At 42.0% G+C, this 16,760-nt stretch carries 19 protein-coding genes and 2 riboswitches; of the genes, 4 read left to right on the top strand and 15 right to left on the bottom strand.

The annotated features are described in order from the left end of the window. Positions 1–31: 31 nt before the first annotated feature. Positions 32–141, bottom strand: a riboswitch (SAM riboswitch). A gap of 133 nt (positions 142–274) precedes the next feature. The 10 genes from RCG22_RS19610 to RCG22_RS19565 all read right to left on the bottom strand — a co-directional run bounded on the left by RCG22_RS19610 (position 275) and on the right by RCG22_RS19565 (position 10,130). After that, the gene (locus tag RCG22_RS19610) at positions 275–1,591 is read right to left on the bottom strand and encodes an O-acetylhomoserine aminocarboxypropyltransferase/cysteine synthase family protein (RefSeq protein ID WP_308104333.1); all 1,317 of its coding nucleotides are present in this window, start codon (positions 1,589–1,591) and stop codon (positions 275–277) included. A 65-nt stretch (positions 1,592–1,656) separates the two neighbouring features. Beyond that, positions 1,657–1,768, bottom strand: a riboswitch (SAM riboswitch). 79 nt (positions 1,769–1,847) lie between these two features. After that, positions 1,848–2,201, bottom strand: a complete 354-nt coding sequence (locus tag RCG22_RS19605; RefSeq protein WP_308104332.1) for an SCP2 sterol-binding domain-containing protein — start codon at positions 2,199–2,201, stop codon at positions 1,848–1,850. Positions 2,202–2,386: 185 nt separating this feature from the next. Then, the gene (locus tag RCG22_RS19600; protein ID WP_308104331.1) at positions 2,387–2,695 is read right to left on the bottom strand and encodes a thioredoxin family protein; all 309 of its coding nucleotides are present in this window, start codon (positions 2,693–2,695) and stop codon (positions 2,387–2,389) included. A gap of 7 nt (positions 2,696–2,702) precedes the next feature. Further along, entirely contained in the window at positions 2,703–3,059 is a 357-nt protein-coding gene (locus tag RCG22_RS19595; RefSeq protein WP_098263783.1) for a toprim domain-containing protein, read from the bottom strand. A gap of 157 nt (positions 3,060–3,216) precedes the next feature. Then, on the bottom strand, positions 3,217–3,456 hold the full coding sequence (locus RCG22_RS19590; protein ID WP_308104330.1) for a YusG family protein: 240 nt from the start codon (positions 3,454–3,456) through the stop codon (positions 3,217–3,219). Positions 3,457–3,564: 108 nt separating this feature from the next. Further along, positions 3,565–3,948: a glycine cleavage system protein GcvH gene (gene gcvH / locus RCG22_RS19585; RefSeq protein ID WP_066258632.1), complete on the bottom strand. Its 384-nt coding sequence runs from the start codon at positions 3,946–3,948 to the stop codon at positions 3,565–3,567. Positions 3,949–4,030: 82 nt separating this feature from the next. After that, positions 4,031–4,387 carry an arsenate reductase family protein gene (locus tag RCG22_RS19580; RefSeq protein ID WP_308104329.1) on the bottom strand — a complete coding sequence of 119 codons (357 nt, stop codon included), beginning with the start codon at positions 4,385–4,387 and terminating at the stop codon, positions 4,031–4,033. Positions 4,388–4,578: 191 nt separating this feature from the next. Continuing rightward, entirely contained in the window at positions 4,579–6,363 is a 1,785-nt protein-coding gene (locus RCG22_RS19575) for an acyl-CoA dehydrogenase FadE (protein ID WP_308104328.1), read from the bottom strand. Positions 6,364–6,450: 87 nt separating this feature from the next. Then, entirely contained in the window at positions 6,451–7,626 is a 1,176-nt protein-coding gene (locus RCG22_RS19570; RefSeq protein ID WP_308104327.1) for an acetyl-CoA C-acetyltransferase, read from the bottom strand. 116 nt (positions 7,627–7,742) lie between these two features. Further along, positions 7,743–10,130: a 3-hydroxyacyl-CoA dehydrogenase/enoyl-CoA hydratase family protein gene (locus tag RCG22_RS19565; protein WP_308104326.1), complete on the bottom strand. Its 2,388-nt coding sequence runs from the start codon at positions 10,128–10,130 to the stop codon at positions 7,743–7,745. 204 nt (positions 10,131–10,334) lie between these two features. Here RCG22_RS19565 and RCG22_RS19560 point away from each other — a divergent pair, with 204 nt between their 5' ends. From RCG22_RS19560 to RCG22_RS19550, 3 genes are all read left to right on the top strand, one after another. Continuing rightward, a complete protein-coding gene (locus RCG22_RS19560) occupies positions 10,335–10,469 on the top strand; it encodes a YuzL family protein (protein WP_166253237.1) in 135 nt (44 codons plus the stop codon). A gap of 103 nt (positions 10,470–10,572) precedes the next feature. Further along, a complete protein-coding gene (locus RCG22_RS19555) occupies positions 10,573–10,896 on the top strand; it encodes a hypothetical protein (RefSeq protein ID WP_374049388.1) in 324 nt (107 codons plus the stop codon). A gap of 171 nt (positions 10,897–11,067) precedes the next feature. Then, positions 11,068–11,415, top strand: coding sequence for a spore coat protein (locus RCG22_RS19550; RefSeq protein ID WP_308104325.1), 348 nt, complete (start codon positions 11,068–11,070; stop codon positions 11,413–11,415). A 43-nt stretch (positions 11,416–11,458) separates the two neighbouring features. On the opposite strand, the gene RCG22_RS19545 is transcribed toward RCG22_RS19550, so the two are convergent. The 5 genes from RCG22_RS19545 to RCG22_RS19525 are packed head-to-tail and all read right to left on the bottom strand — an operon-like array spanning position 11,459 to position 15,335. Beyond that, positions 11,459–11,710 (bottom strand): YusU family protein, encoded by a 252-nt coding sequence (locus tag RCG22_RS19545; RefSeq protein ID WP_308104324.1) that lies wholly within the window; start codon positions 11,708–11,710, stop codon positions 11,459–11,461. Beyond that, a complete protein-coding gene (gene fhuF, locus RCG22_RS19540; RefSeq protein WP_308104323.1) occupies positions 11,670–12,449 on the bottom strand; it encodes a siderophore-iron reductase FhuF in 780 nt (259 codons plus the stop codon). The genes RCG22_RS19545 and fhuF overlap by 41 nt, the downstream gene beginning before the upstream one ends. Next, positions 12,442–13,263 carry an ABC transporter ATP-binding protein gene (locus tag RCG22_RS19535; protein ID WP_374049387.1) on the bottom strand — a complete coding sequence of 274 codons (822 nt, stop codon included), beginning with the start codon at positions 13,261–13,263 and terminating at the stop codon, positions 12,442–12,444. Before RCG22_RS19535 ends, fhuF begins: the two co-directional genes overlap by 8 nt. A gap of 15 nt (positions 13,264–13,278) precedes the next feature. Further along, entirely contained in the window at positions 13,279–14,334 is a 1,056-nt protein-coding gene (locus tag RCG22_RS19530; RefSeq protein WP_308104322.1) for a FecCD family ABC transporter permease, read from the bottom strand. After that, a complete protein-coding gene (locus tag RCG22_RS19525) occupies positions 14,331–15,335 on the bottom strand; it encodes a FecCD family ABC transporter permease (RefSeq protein WP_308104321.1) in 1,005 nt (334 codons plus the stop codon). The genes RCG22_RS19530 and RCG22_RS19525 overlap by 4 nt, the downstream gene beginning before the upstream one ends. Before the next feature lie 191 nt (positions 15,336–15,526). Between RCG22_RS19525 and RCG22_RS19520 the strand changes: the two genes are divergently transcribed. After that, a complete protein-coding gene (locus tag RCG22_RS19520; RefSeq protein WP_308104320.1) occupies positions 15,527–16,510 on the top strand; it encodes an ABC transporter substrate-binding protein in 984 nt (327 codons plus the stop codon). Positions 16,511–16,760: the final 250 nt, after the last annotated feature.

Raw genomic sequence — 16,760 nt, 5'->3', positions numbered from 1 at the left:
GGCAGAAAGGCATCATTAAAAATAATCCTTTCTCCCATCTCCCAAAGCAATCGCTTTGTGTGAATTGGCACCATTTCAATAAAAACTATTGACGGTTGCCGGGCTTCATCGGGCACATCCCTCCACCTCTCTTGATAAGAGCATCAAGTATCCTATATTCAATTAAGACGTTAATTTTTTAAGTAAATTATATTACGAGAGCAATCGTATCATGTATAAAAAGGGGTGTCAATGAAAATATCTTCATATTCGGAAAAATAAGTTTTGGTAGCTTTTAAGCATTCACCTTTAATGAAGTTTCACCCGTTGCAGCCAAAATAGCTGATTCAAGATCTTCGATGAGATCCTCAACATTCTCGATACCGATGGAAAGGCGAATCAAATCCTCTGTTACACCTGCAGCTTTCAGGCCTTCAGCATCTAATTGCTGATGGGTGGTGCTTGCCGGGTGAATAATTAAACTTTTTGCATCGCCAACGTTTGCAACATGAGCCCATAGAGTAATTGAATCAATTAATTTGGCCCCGGCTTCTTTACCGCCTTTAATCCCGAAGACAACCATAGAACCGGCACCTTTTGGCAAGTACGTTTTGGTTAATTCATAATCTGGGTGCGATGGGTGCCCCGGATAAGAAACCCATTCCACTGCCGGATGATTGGTTAAATATTCAACGACTTCTTTGGTATTAGCCACATGCTCCTTCATGCGGACATGCAGTGTTTCTAGACCAAGGATAAACTGGAAAGAATTTTGCGGACTTAATGCCGGTCCTAAGTCACGCAGCAATTGAACTCGTGCTTTAATAATATAGGCGATTGCACCTAGGGCTTCTGCATAAACCAGGTCATGGTAGCTTGCATCTGGTGTAGTGAAGCCAGGGAATCGCGGTGAATTCCAATCAAACTTCCCTCCATCCACTATAACTCCACCGGTAGTCGTTCCATTTCCTAGGAGCCATTTTGTGGCAGAGTGAATAACGATGTCGGCACCATGTTCAATTGGCCGGCACAGGTATGGTGTAGCAAAGGTATTATCAATAATTAGTGGAACGCCTGACGCATGGGCAATCTCGGCCACCTTTTCAATATCAAGGATCCGCAGGCTTGGATTACCAATGGTTTCAGCAAAAACAGCCTTTGTTTTATCGGTAATCGCATTGCGGAAGTTTTCAGGATTTTCAGGGTCCACAAATTTCACTTTAATCCCGTATTTAGGAAGCGTGACTGCAAAAAGATTATATGTTCCGCCATAGAGATTGGAAGCAGACACAATCTCATCACCTGCTTCGGCAATATTTAAAATAGCAAGGGTAATAGCTGCCATTCCGCTAGCAACGGCTAGGGCACCGACGCCGCCTTCCAATAATGAGACTCTTTCTTCAAAAACAGTAGTAGTCGGATTGTGAATCCGTGTGTATATGTACCCGGGCTCCGCTAAACTAAATAGGTTTGCCGCATGCTCGGTATTCTTAAATTGATAGGCATTGTTTTGATAAATCGGAACAGCACGAGCACCTGTTACTGGATCTGGAGATAAACCACCATGAACACTCAAGGTTTCAAAACGATACTTCTTCTGATTTTCACTCATACTACTTCCTCCTCTTTTGCACTTCATTAAACAAAACCCCCGCTTCATAGAAGAGGGGGTCTCTCTCCTCATCTTCCAGAGCTTTGTTGCTCTGCTGGATTTAGCACCGTGTTATTGTGTTTAAAAACCGGTTGCCGGGCTTCAAAGGGCCAGTCCCTCCGCCACTCTCGATAAGTATGTTTATTGAATTGTTTTTATTATTAGATTATTTAATTAAAACTTTACAGCAAGTTTAATTCCGAGTCAATAGCTTTGATTAGATTATTTTCGAAAAATTTTCCTGTGATTTTGTCAAATAAAAGATCGATTCTAGCAATAATGTGGTGCGGATGGGAGCGGAAATAGTTAATTGGCCGTTCCGTTCAAGAGTTCTAAGTCTTTCCTTCCCTTCAAGCAGCTGCTTGATCACCTGAAGGTCACCACGTATTTCAGGAATCGTCTGTGTCCCTTCGTTATCATGAAGAATGAAAACTTCTCTATTCTTAAAAAGGATCTGAATGGTTGTCAGTTCACTGATCAAATTGACTCGCAAATCGCCATGCTCTAGTAACGGCAGAATATGCCCTTGCTGTTTAACCGCTAATTGAAACGCTTTCATTGCTTCCTTCATTTGCACCACTCCGGTCTCTACTCTCTTCTATTAACTATACAGGAGCGGGTCATGAAAACCTTTATAAAGTAGTCGACAATTATCTGCTTTTGGGAGCGAAGTTAGGGGAGATTTCCCGAGAAATATGTCGGATCCTCTACACTTTTTAAGACATTCAAAAAACAGATGCACGATGCGCATCTGCTTTAGGATATATACTGTTTTATTTTTTCAAGCAAAAACGGAACTGATTGGAAGGCATAGAGTGTCTCCCGTACCTTACCAGCATCGATAAATAGTAGACAGGGGACACTTTCAATTTCAAATTCGTTAGCAAGGTCGGGGTGGAAGTTTAAGTTCATTTTGCCCATTTCAAGTTCTACCAGCTGCTCAATGACCTGGAGCATTTTTGAGGCTACCTGACAGGTCCCGCACATGGGCGTATAAAAATAAACTAATCCGGTTGCCTCTCGATCAAGAAAGGCTGTTAAAGCGGTTCGATTCCATTCGTTCATATATCTTTTAACCCATTTCTAAAAATTCGGTATGAACATCGATATTGGCTCCAATGAGAACAGTCGCCAAATGGTGAACTGGCGCAGTAGCTACCTCACGATACATTCGGTCAATATATAAATGTTCAGCTTGTGGAAATTCTCGTTTTAACTGTTTGCGGAGTTTCTCTCCTGAGAAGTCGGCATCGACAAGAATATAGACATCCTTATTCTCAAGAAATTCAATCAATTCATCTAATTTTGTAATACTGATCGTACCATTGGTACAAATAATTTCTACTGGTTCCTTAACAATTCTTTTTACCTTATTTTTATCTGATTTTCCTTCGACAATAAGAACTTTGTCAACATACGAATCATTCATCATTCATCACCTGTATTAGAAGTTGTTTATGTTAACATATTCTAAAATATTGATTACGTGTGCCTTCTTCTGCCTATGTTAACTTTATCATTATTGTCATTTTAAGAATAGGAATTTGCCTGCGAGTTACGCAGGATAAACGCCTAAATAACACTCGTTAACACCAGCCTCCATCATCACAATCCGTATATTTAGCATCTTTACCTTCCGTTGTCGTAACATGTTGATAGATTTTTTGCTGCTCCACTTCAAAATGATGCTCTAATTCCACTTGCATGTGATCGGAGAGTTTCATTTTTCCAATTGGCGTATTATCAAGAAACAGTTCCATTTCTCCATTTTTCATTTTCCCAATGACTCGGTCAGTTACATCCACTCTTTGCTGCTTTAACGTCATGTTTCCCACCCTCTTCAATATATTTATTATAAGTTTCCCTAAAATAGTAGAAGAAAAAGTGGGAAAATAAGAGAAAAAGCACCTTGACAAGGTGCCTTTCCGAATTCATTAGTCTTCTTTTGTCATTTCTTCATATTGTTCAGCTGTCATTAGTTTATCAAGCTCGCTGCTGTCAGTTAATTCAACAACAATCATCCATGCTTTTTCGTATGGTGATTCGTTGACAAATTCAGGGCTGTCACTTAAGTCTTCATTGACTTCCACAACTTTACCGCTGACAGGTGCATAAAGTTCAGAAACAGTTTTTACTGATTCTACACTACCAAATGGTTCGTCAGCTTTTAGTTCATCGCCCACTTCTGGAAGCTCAACAAAAACGATATCTCCTAATTCATGCTGTGCAAAAGCAGTAATCCCTACGCGGACCTTTTCCCCTTCAACCTTTACCCACTCATGTTCTTCTGAATAACGTAATTCCTTTGGTGTACTCATCTTCTAAATCCCTCCATTATTTTTTCTAAAAAATCTATCATCGAAATAAATCGATTTCCATAAGTAATGATGAAGAAGCGGCTTAACGCCACATTTTTTCAAACTCCTCTTCTTTAAAGCCAACAGTGACACGCTCACCATTCGTTAAAATCGGACGTTTGATTAACATGCCATCGGAAGCAAGTAACTCTAGCAGCTCTTCATCTGTAGCAGACTTCATTTTATCCTTTATACCTAATTCTCGGTATTTCATACCGCTTGTATTAAAGAATTTTTTTAATTCGAGTCCACTTTTTTGATAAAAATCCTTCAGCTCCTCAAGACTTGGAGGATGTTCCACAATATGTACTTCTTCATAGGAAAGATGATGGGCATCCAGCCATTTCTTCGCGTTTCGACAAGTGCCGCATTTTGGATACCAGTAAAACGTCAGTGACATCAATTTCACCGCCCTTTCCCGCAAAAATCAATGACTTGTCTTTCGTCACTTGAATATTATCATAACGTTTTTCAAAATCCTAATGCAAAAAATATGTTCAATATAATAAAATTCGACTAATTTTTTAAAAATCCTTCCTTTTCTAATATAAAATTTAAACTCCCTTCCGAGTTGGAAGGGAGCCCTGTTAATTAAACAATATAGCGCTCAGCGTCGATAATAACATCGGCGGCTTCACGTTTTTTCGCAATCACATTAATTGGGGTATGACGGGTAAATTTACGAAGCGAAGACAACATCATTCGGAGCGTATCCCCCTGTTCAACCGCCACTAACGTTTCTTTTGCAATCGCCTCAAGCTCATTGAAGGCTTCTTGGCAGTAGATTTGTGTATATAGAAGCTTTTGCTTGTTCTTATCTAAACCGTTTTTTGCAATCGCCTTTTCCGTACGTAATACAACGGATTCCATTGCATAGACATTTGAAATTAGGTCGGCGATATTAGCTAAAACTTCTTGCTCTTTTTCAAGCGCTTTGCCAAACTTTTGGGCAGCTAATCCTGCGGATAGGAGCGCAATTTTCTTCGCATTTCTGACAAGATATTTTTCCTGAGCAAGCGGCTCATCACCAGGCTCTTCCGGCATTAACATCATTAATTCCTCCTGCAACGCCATCGCCTTTTGGAATAATGGAAGCTCACCCTTGAAGGCTTTTTTCAATAAGGTGCCTGGCACCAGCAGGCGGTTAATTTCATTCGTTCCTTCAAAAATACGTTGAATTCGCGCATCACGGTACGCTCTTTCAATTGGATATTCCTGCATGAAGCCATATCCGCCATGAATTTGGACACCTTCATCTGTTACATGGGCTAATACTTCACTGGCGAAGAATTTATTAAGTGAACATTCAATCGCATATTCGGCAATCGAATTTGCCACTAATTTAATATCTTTTTCTTGCTCAGTTGTCAGCTTGCCTTGGTTTTCTTCGTACAGGCCAATCGTACGGTAGACCGAGCTTTCCGCCGCATAAATTTCAGAAGCAAGAGTACCGAATTTTTCTTTTGTTAAATTAAATTGTGAGATTGGTGTTTTAAATTGCTGACGGCCATTTGCATATTTAACCGTTAATTCAAATGCCTTCTTGGAACCGCCTACACTTCCAACCGCTAACTTATACCGACCAATATTGAGGATGTTAAAGGCAATCACATGACCTTTACCAATTTCCCCTAATAAATTTTCGACAGGAACAGGAACATCCTCTAAAATAAGTGTCCGAGTGGAAGAACTCTTTATGCCCATTTTCTTCTCTTCCGCGCCGGTAGAAACGCCAGGGAATTCCCGGTCAACGATAAATGCGGTAAATTGCTCGCCATCAATCTTGGCATATACAACAAATACATCAGCAAAACCGGCATTGGTAATCCATTGTTTTTCCCCGTTTAAGATATAATGAGTTCCTGCAGCATTTAATCTCGCGGTTGTTCTAGCACCAAGAGCATCAGATCCCGAGCCGGGTTCTGTTAAGGCATACGCAGCTAGTTTCTCACCTGAAGCAAGGGCCGGTAAATATCTACGCTTTTGGTCTTCATTCCCGAATAAAACGATTGGGAGAGAACCGATACCCACGTGTGCACCATGTGAAAGGGAGAATCCTCCGCCAGCTGCCATTTTCTCAGTAAGAAGGGAGGAAGTGACTTTATCTAAGGCTAAGCCGTCATATTCCTCAGGTACATCCACGGCTAAGAGACCCAGCTCTCCTGCCTTCTTAAGAAGTTTTACCGTCCGGTCGAATTCATGGTTTTCTAAATGTTCCAGCTGCGGAACTACTTCTTTTTCCACAAAGTCTTCTGCGGTTTTCGCAATCATCAAATGCTCTTCGGTAAAATCCTCCGGTGTAAACAGTCTTTCATAGGAAATATCCTCAATTAAAAAGCTTCCGCCTTTAATGATTTTTTCGGTTTGGTTTGTCATTATTAATTCCTCCTAATCATTGATTAGATGGGGGCATCTAGCCGCCCCCTTGTAAAAGGTATATGTCTAAGGGCAGCCCAAAATGATTTAGAGTAGTTCAAAGACTCCAGCTGCACCCATGCCGCCGCCGATACACATGGTCACAACACCAAATTGTTGGTTGCGGCGTTTTAATTCGTGGATTAGCGTGAGTGTGAGTTTAGCACCTGTACATCCAAGCGGATGTCCTAAGGCAATGGCACCGCCATTTACGTTGACGATTTCTTCGTTTAGGCCCAGTTCACGGATAACCTGCAGCGATTGTGACGCGAAAGCTTCATTTAATTCGAACAGGTTAATATCAGATAGCTCTAGACCTGCAAGTTTGACGGCTTTTGGAATCGCGACAACCGGTCCAACCCCCATAATTTCAGGAGGAACACCGCCAACTGCAAACGATCGGAACTTTGCTAACGGCTTAAGGCCGAGTGCTTCTGCCTTTTCACGGTCCATCACCATTAAGGCTGCTGCGCCGTCACTTGTTTGTGAGGCATTACCCGCCGTTACGGTGCCTGACACCGAGAAGGCTGGGCGGAGTTTGCCAAGGGTTTGCAGATTTGTATCCAGACGAACCCCTTCATCCATTGAAAATTGAATCGTTTTTTCAACAAGCTTATTGTCATTATCGACTGTCCTGATTATCACATCGACAGGAACAATTTCATCAACAAATTTCCCTTCGGCAATCGCTTGTGCTGCCTTTTGATGACTTCTTACCGCGAAAGCATCTTGGTCTTCACGGGAAATCCCATATTTCATGGATACTTGCTCGGCGGTGTGACCCATGCCCATATAATATTGCGGGGCTGTTTCTGCCAGTTTGATATTTGGACGGACGACATGCCCCATCATTGGAATCATACTCATCGATTCGGCACCGCCAGCGATTGCTGTATCGGTATGCCCTAGCATGATTCCCTGGGCTGCATATGCAATTGCCTGTAGTCCTGAAGAACAAAAACGATTGACTGTGATCGCAGGGACCGTATAAGGGAGTCCTGCTAATGCCCCAATATTGCGGGCCATATTGTTGCCTTGTTCTGCTTCAGGCATCGCACAACCAATGATTAAATCATCGATATTTCCTTCATAGTTTCCAGCACGCTTTAATGTTTCCTTTACCACCAATGCCCCCAAATCATCCGGGCGAACATGGGCAAGCGTACCTTTCTTCGCTTTACCTACCGGAGTCCTGGCTCCGGCCACGATTACCGCTTCTCTCATGTAAATCCCTCGCTTTCTGTCAAATTATTAATCTATTTTTCTTATACTGGGGTCTGACCCCTCGTTCTAAACTATCTATAACAAAAACTTTTAGTAGAGGGGTCAGACCCCTTGTTTTAGTTTCTTAACGGTTTCCCCTTCACAAGCATATGCTGCATGCGCTGCTGGGATTTTGGCTCCGAAATAAGGCTTAAGAATGCTTGCCTTTCGAGATCCAATAAATATTGTTCATCTACTTCCGTACCAAACGGCACCTTACCGCCAGCTATGACATAGGCAATTTTTTTCGCAATTTTTAAATCATGTTCTGAAATATACCCTGATAGACGCATTGCTTCTGCACCGAGTAAAAGCGTAGCATAACCCGTTTCACCAACGACTGGAACTTTACGGCGAACCTTTGCTTTATAGCCTTTTTCATGTAACGCGAGGACAGCCTGCTTTGCATCATAAAGGAGATGATCATTATTGAAGCTGATTCCATCAGACTTACTTAAGAAATTATTTTCACGTGCTTCTTCAGCAGATGTGGATACTTTTGCGGTTGCAATCGTTTCAAACACTTTATTGGCGATCGTTTGCAGATCAAACGGTATCCCGTTTGGAAGGTTTTCTAAGTGCTTCATATAAAGCTCTTTGTTTCCGCCTCCGCCTGGCAGTAAACCGACACCCACTTCGACTAGACCCATATAGGTTTCTGCTGATGCCTGAATATGTGCAGCAGGCAGACAAACCTCAGCACCGCCGCCAAGTGTCATTCCAAATGGAGCAGCAACAACCGGCTTAGGACTGTATTTCACTTTCAACAGCGCACTATGAAGGTGGCGGACAATCATATCTAGCTCATAAATATTGTCATCCTGAACTTCCATTAACATCATCGCTAGGTTCGCACCGACACAGAAGTTCTTTCCTTGATTGCCGATGACAAGTCCCTTATAGTTTTTTTCCACTTCTTCGACCGCATAGTTAATCATTTGAACGATATCGAGTCCAATCGCATTATTGGGAGAATGGAATTCTAACAGTGCCACGCCATCACCGATATCAATCAGACTTGCCCCACTATTCTTTTTAATAACCCCTTTTTGGTTCTTGATTTTTTTAAGATCGAGCGCCTTCGGATTAAATTCAACCAATCGATATTGGCCGTTATCATAGTAAAACAACTCGCCATTTTCTTCTAAATAAAAGGAGGAATGTCCCTTTTCAAGCATTTCCGTTACCCATGCAGGAACTTCAAGGCCTGCTTCCTTCATCTTCGCAACGGACTTCTCAACGCCAATTGCATCCCATGTTTCAAATGGGCCTGTTTCCCAGCCAAAGCCCCATTTCATCGCACGGTCGATGGATATAATATCATCAGCAATCTCGCCTAATAGCTGGGCAGAATAGACAAGTGACTGGGCCATTGTATTCCATAAGAATTGTCCGGCCCGGTCGTCGGCATATACAAGCGCTTTCAATTTATTGGCGGTGCCTTTTTCCTGCTTGCTAAGTTCAACTGCAGGTGTGGACAGCTTTTTACGAGGTCCATATTCTAATGTCACAGGATCGAGTTCAAGAATTTCCTTCCCTTTTTTCAAAAAGAAGCCCTGACCTGATTTACTGCCAAGCCAGCCTTTTTCAACCATTGCTTTCAAAAAGGCAGGGATTTCAAAAACTTCCTTTTCTTTGCCTTCAACTTTCTCATAGACGTTATTAGCGACATGATAAAAGGTATCCAATCCAACCACGTCAAGGGTACGGAAGGTGGCGCTTTTTGCGCGGCCGATTAACGGTCCTGTAATCGAGTCAACTTCACCGACACTTAAGCCTGCCTTCAGCATTTCCTGAACAGTAACGAGGAGACCGTATGTTCCAATTCGGTTAGCGATAAAGTTTGGCGTATCCTTCGCGATCACCACACCTTTTCCTAACACATCCTCACCGAAAGTTTTCATGAATGAAAGGACTTCCGGCGCCGTATATTGAGTAGGAATCACCTCAAGTAATTTCAGGTAGCGCGGCGGGTTAAAGAAGTGTGTACCAAGGAAATGCTTTTGGAAATCTTCAGAACGCCCTTCGACCATTGCTTCAACTGAGATTCCCGATGTATTTGAACTGATAATGCTGCCTGGTTTGCGGTATTGATCAACCTTTTCAAACACCTGTTTCTTAACGTTGAGGTTCTCTACGACTACTTCAATAACCCAGTCTACGTCTTTCAGTTTGATTAAATCGTCTTCCAGATTACCAGCTTCAATCAATGCTAAATTCTTTTTCACTGCGAGCGGGGCTGGTTTTTGCTTTAATAATTTTTGAATGGACGTTGCACTCATACGATTGCGAACTTGTTTATCTTGTAATGTCAGACCTTTTGCTTCTTCTTCTTTTGTTAGTTCTCGTGGCACAATATCCAATAATAGTGTTGGGATGCCGATATTTGCTAGGTGGGCAGCGATTCCTGACCCCATAACTCCGGATCCTAGGACAGCTGCTTTTTTAATTAATTGGTTCAACATTGTCTCCCCCTTCGAATTTGAATGAACACTCATTCATTTTTTATTCAAAAAAATTTCACAATTGAATGAGTCTCGTTACTAACTACTATAGAATATTTAGAAAATTTGTGCAATGATTAACTGTGGAATTTTTAAATTTTTTTGAAAAATAAATTTTAAAATATTTATCTTTAAAAGGGCATCCTATTTCTTGAGGTGATAACAATGGCGAAAATGAAAAAGGATCCTTCAAAAGCGGGCGTTAGTGCGGCAAGTGTGAAGGGCAATGGCGGTCCGGGCAACGAGGAAGCGCACGTTGATAAAAAGAACAGCCAGAATAATCAGTTTAAAAGAGGATGAAGATAACAGGCTGAGCACATCAGCCTGTTTCTCTTTTTGCATAAAAGTTCCTGTTTGAGAGACCATAAAGTCGTAAAGATTACATTGAATTAGGAGGGTTATTATGCAGCAACAAAATATGAATATGCCCAATATGAATAACATGCAAAGTCAACAGAATAATATGAACATGCAAAATCAGCAAATGAGGATGCAAGAACCTCCCGGAGTCGTATCAACAAAGGATGCTCTTTATTTAACCGATATGATGTCGTGGAACTTGCTGTCTGCGAAGAAAGCACACTTTTTTGCCGGGCAATGTCAGGACCCTGAAATTAGAGCCGCAGCGGAAAAAGTTTGCCAAATGCACCAGCAACACTATCAACAGATCCTAGGCCACCTCGGTCAACATGCCAACCAGCAGCAACCCTTGAATAATATGCAATAACCGAAAAGCGGAAGCGACCGTTTAGCGGCGTATGGCCTGGAGCGCTCCAACTGAGATAAAGGAAACACGGAGAGCGTCAGCGATTCGATGTTGACTTATCGTAGGGCGGAGAGCGAAGGACACTAGCCGCTGGGAGCTGGAGCTAGACAATATTAAGGAGGAGAGAATGACATGAACCAAAATCAAAGTCAACAGCAAAAGATTAAAAACCCTGAGACCCAAGTACCAAAAACCCCGCAAATGAATGATCGGGATTTTATTAATGATCTATTGGCAACGGAAAAATATTTAACAACGGCATATACTCAGCCTATGCATGAAGCCAGTCACGAAGGATTGTATCAAGACATTGTGAAAATCTTTTCCGAAACACAAAACTGCCAGCGTGAACTTTATGATTTGATGTTTAAAAAGGGCTGGTATACTATCGAAGCCGCGGACCAGCAAAAGCTGCAGCAGTCCTACCAGCAGTTTCAAGGGTATACGAACCAGCTTCCATCGGGCAGCACCCTTCAATAATGGAAAAAACCGGAAGCCTAGTGCTTCCGGTTTTTGTATGTACTTATTTTTGAGAAGAGGAGCGATGCTGTTCGTTCAGCACTTTAATTTCATTAATGATTTGCTTCATTTCTTCCTTTGCATCTGGATAGAGCCCATTCCAATGCTTAGTTAATGCAGGCATCGACTTGGCAATATGGGTATACAAAGCCCACATCTTTACCTTCTCCCTCGTCTCATCGGTGGCTTCGCCAACCAATAGTTCACTATATTTTTCAAGCAAAGCTTCGAACTGCTTCGCAAATGTTTTCTCCATCATGACACCTCCTGTCCTTCATAATTTGGGTACATGGGCAGGTTTTGCATCGCTTTCCTGCCGGCAACTGGTAGGTAAAACAACAAGTCTTTCTGACTCTTACCTCTGCATCCCATTCTTCCAAATACGTCTTTTCTGCAAAGTACTTTTGCAGAGGATTTAAGTTATAATGGCCAAACAACTTTCCTTCCGCTTCAGAAATTAAGGAGTGGAAATCCTCTGCAGCCTGATGATAACCTTTTAGCTCGGTTTCATAGAGCCAAAATAGATAGACAGCAATATTTTCCCACAGGATTAACTTCGAAATACCGACGGTTTTTTCCAGTTGGGAGATTAGTGGATAAAGGTTATTTGCAAACAGATCTTTTAAAATGCCCGCACACCATTGGGAGCGGTCGTTTCCATCCCAGTCCTGAACTGTGGCATCCTTTAATGAAATCCCGGGCAGCCAATCTTTCCCCTGTTTAGCTAATTCCATTTTTACATTTTCCAACGACAAATTTAGCCTTTTATTAAAGGCCGTCATCGTATAAAGGGACATCACGGCTAAAAACGCATAGCGTTTAATAAAAATTGAAGCGGCTACCTTTTCAGAAGGGGCCCCAATCGTAACAGATAATTTCTTCAAAAAGTCTTTGAGGAATGATTCATCTAAGAGATTAGCCACATTGAATGAATGCTCTAAGCTTGGATTAAATCGATATTTCTTCAATTGAAATTCTGCTAAAAATTTATCCATTCATCGCAACCGCCTTGTTAAGGATACATCTGCCCTTTCCATAAGGAATGCAGAGTGGTGTCCCAAATAGTGGGTCTACTGTTACTTCACAATCCATGCCAAACACGTTTTTAACAAGGCTGTGGTTGATGACGTACTCTGGTTTCCCTTGGTCATATACCTTCTGATCTTTGATGGCCACCACATTATGAGCATAACGGCAAGCTAAATTAAGATCATGAAGCACCATGACAACGGTTCGCCTTTTCATTTCATTCAATTCAAACAGCAAATCAAGGATTTCGATTTGATGGGTCATGTCCAGGTAAGTGGTTGGTTCATCAAGGAGGATAATATCTGTATCTTGAGCCAGTGTCATCGCAATCCAGGCTCGCTGCCTCTGCCCGCCCGATAGCGAATCAACCGTTCTTTCTTTCAGGTCCTCTAATCGTGTTGCTTTAAGGGCGTCATTGACCTTTTTCTCATCTTCCTCAGACCATTGCTTTAACCATGTTTGATGCGGATAGCGGCCTTGTTTAACGAGCTGAAGGACCGTTAATCCTTCCGGCGCTGAAGGCGACTGTGGTAAAATCGCCATTTTTTGAGCAATTTCCTTTGTGGACTGCTTGGCAATGGCCTTCCCTTCAAGCAAAACAGCACCAGACTTTGGCTTCAACAGACGAGCGATTGAACGAAGCAGCGTTGATTTTCCGCAGCCATTTCCACCAATAAACACGGTGACTTCACCTTTGGGAATCTTCAAATCTAATTCATTAATTATGAGAGTTTCTCCATAGGAAAGTGATAAATTCCTCGTTTCAATCGCATTCATCATCAATGCCAGCTCCTTTTATGAATTTCTGGTTTTAAACAGTAAGTAAATAAAGTATGGTGCCCCAATCCCAGCAGTGAACACACCAGCTGGAACCTCTAATGGTGAAAACAGGGTTCTACCAATTAAGTCGGCAATCATGACAAGAATGCCACCGATTAAGGCGCTCGTCGGAAGTAGTGCTCCGAACGAGGAACCAACCAAACGTCTCGCCATATGCGGTGCCATTAAGCCGACAAAGCCGATCCCACCCGCAAAGGCAACGGAACCACCAATCAAGGCGGTGCTAATCATTAATAAGAGAAAACGCTGTTTTTGGACCTTACCGCCTAATCCTGTCGCCACCTCATCACCAAGCTCTTGAATATTAATTGTACGCGCCACTGCCAACGCAATAATCACGAAGATAACCGTCCACGGGACAAGAATGGCTACATTTTTCCAATTGGATCCGTAAACAGTTCCTGTAATCCAGATATTTGCTTGGCTCGCCTGATATATCGGCCCCATAACCATCGTTAATGTGGTGATTGCTTGCATTAAAGTGGAAATCCCGATCCCAATCAGCACCAGCCTGATTGGTGACACTCCATTTTTCCAAGCAAGGAAATAAACTATAAATCCGACCACTGTTGCACCTATAAAAGCTGCTAATGGCAGCCAAGCAATACTAACCGTTAAGGAATGATTTTTATCACTAAAAATCGCTAAGAAACTAACAACGGCTGCTGCTGCTCCCCCGGTAATCCCTAATACATCCGGAGAAGCAAGTGGATTGCGAATCATACCTTGTAAAATACCACCGGCAATCGCTAAAGATATACCCACCATTAAAGCCACAATAATTCTTGGGAGGCGAAAGGATGTAATAATCAGCTTTTCTATCTCAGGACCGCCGCCAAATAATACTTTTACTACAGTGAGCGGGTTAATTTTCATTTCACCGCTTCCCGTGCTTACGACAAAAACAAGGAAAGTAACTACAAGAAGGACGGTGAGGGTTAAAGTAGCTTTTCGATCCAATAAAAAGGATAATCGGCCATTAAATAGACGGAAATTTTTATATTTAATCATCTTCCATTGAACCCCCTTCTTGCAATGTAAATAAAGAATGGAGTTCCAATGATAGCTGTCATCACACCAACCGGCACCTCAGATGGCATGAACATGTATCGTGCAGCGATATCTGCAGCGATTAATAGGATTGCCCCTAGCACACCTGAAAATGGAATGACCCAACGATGATCAATGCCGACAATCGATCTCGATAAATGAGGGACAACAATGCCGACAAATCCAATTGGACCAGCGACTGCGACGGAACCACCCGCTAATAAAATCACTAGGATACCAATCGCAATTTTGATCAGTCCGGTGTTTAAACCAAGCCCTTTGGCAACATCTTCCCCCATGGACAGGATATTCATTTTGCCGGCAATTAACACGGCACCAATCCAACCTATCCCAATATAAGGTAAAACTGATACAAGCGTCTCTAATTTTCTGCCTTGAACAGAGCCTGCTAGCCAAAACAACACCTGATCAAGCATGACCTCATCCAAAACAAGCAAACCTTGAGTAAAGGAAGAAAACATCGCTGACATCGCTGCCCCTGCTAAGGTTAGTTTCATGGGCGTTAGACCTTCTCGGCCAAATGAGCCAATGCCGTAAACACTTATCGCTGCAACTGCCGCTCCTATAAAAGCAAGCATGCTAAACGCTTGTAAACTATTTACAGAAAACACAGTCATTGCAACGACAACGGCAAACCCGCCACCGGCATTGATCCCAAAGATTCCTGGCGATGCGAGTGGATTTTTCGTTAAGGTTTGCATGAGGACACCGGCAATGGCGAGACTAGCGCCAACGGCTGAAGCGATTAACGCTCTCGGCAGTCTTACGGTTTGAATAATGATATGTTCATTGGATCCATTATCATTTGTAAAGGCTTCAACAGCGGTCTGCCAGCTGGTATCGGTGTAACCATAAATAACACTGGCACACATGGATAATACCATCATTATTATGGCAATTATGAATCCCATCCATTTTAATGAAGTACTTTTTAAGAGCATATTATGGTAACCTTTCTACCCTTTTAATAGTTTTAATTAATTTAAGTCTATCTCCAATTGATAATTATTGTCAATGACTTTGAAAATCATTTTCAATTAAAGCGTTGACATAAAGGTACTTGTCATTTTATGATTAGGTTGTCATTGAAAATGATTATCATTAACAATTAGCTAAGGGGGCTACATAACCAATGAAGGCAATCAAGACCATACTTACTCTTTTTTCTGTTATTACAATTTTCTTATTAGCTGCATGCGGAGGCAATGAAGAAAAAGCTGGTCAGGTAACCAAAACTACCGGTGAAAAATCGTATACAGTAGAACATGCAATGGGATCGACTACTATTAAAGGTACTCCCAAAAAAGTCGTTATTCTTACTAATGAAGGAACGGAAGCACTGCTAGCTTTAGGTGTGAAACCAGTTGGTGCTGTCCAATCTTGGCTTGGAGATCCTTGGTATGAACATATTAAATCGGAAATGGAAGGCGTAGAGGTGGTTGGGGTTGAAAGTGAAGTAAATGTGGAGAAAATTGCCTCATTGAAGCCGGATTTAATTATCGGTAACAAACTGCGCCAAGAAAAGGTGTATGACCAACTAAGTGCGATTGCTCCAACTGTCTTTTCTGAGACGCTAAGAGGTGATTGGAAGGATAACTTTAAATTGTATGCTAAAGCGTTGAACCTTGAAGCAAAAGGAACGGAAGTGTTAAGTGCTTACGATAAACATGTAGAGGATTTAAAAACGGAACTTGGAGATAAAGTAAATCAAGAGGTTTCTGTCGTACGCTTCATGGCAGGAAAATCTCGTATTTATTATACGGATTCTTTTTCAGGAGTACTTTTCGATCAATTAGGCTTTAAACGTGCGGCCCAGCAGGAAGCACTCTTTACTCCAGATAACAAGCTAGGTTTACTGGCTGTAGAGGTTGGTAAGGAAGTTATTCCTCAAATGGATGGAGATCTTCTATTCTACTTTACCTATGCACCACCAGGTGATCAAGCAGCCTTAGATACTGCAAAAGAATGGACAAACGATCCACTTTGGAAAAACCTAAATGCCGTTAAGAGCGGCCATGTATATGAAGTTAGTGATGCAACTTGGAACACTTCCGGCGGCGTTCTGTCCGCTAATATTATGCTCGATGACCTTAAGAACCTATTACTTAAGAAATAAGTAAATTTTTATAAAAAACCTTCCCAGTTTTTTTATAGTAGAAAGAGCGAGGCTTGCCATGGCCTCGCTCTTTTCATTATGGCCAGCGGGAGATTCCGCCAACTTCATGATTTATTCCGCCAAACTTGACTGGGATTCCGCCGATTTCCAAGTTTATTCCGCCAAACTTGGACAGGATTCTGCCGACTTCTTAATTTATTCCGCCAAACTCCTTTATTAGCATCAGCAACAAAAAAAGAGCGTACCCGCG

Source organism: Neobacillus nitrireducens (assembly GCF_030915405.1).
GTDB lineage: Bacteria > Bacillota > Bacilli > Bacillales > Cytobacillaceae > Neobacillus.
Note: the sequence above shows the minus strand (reverse complement) of the source record. Positions and strands in the feature narration are given on the sequence as shown.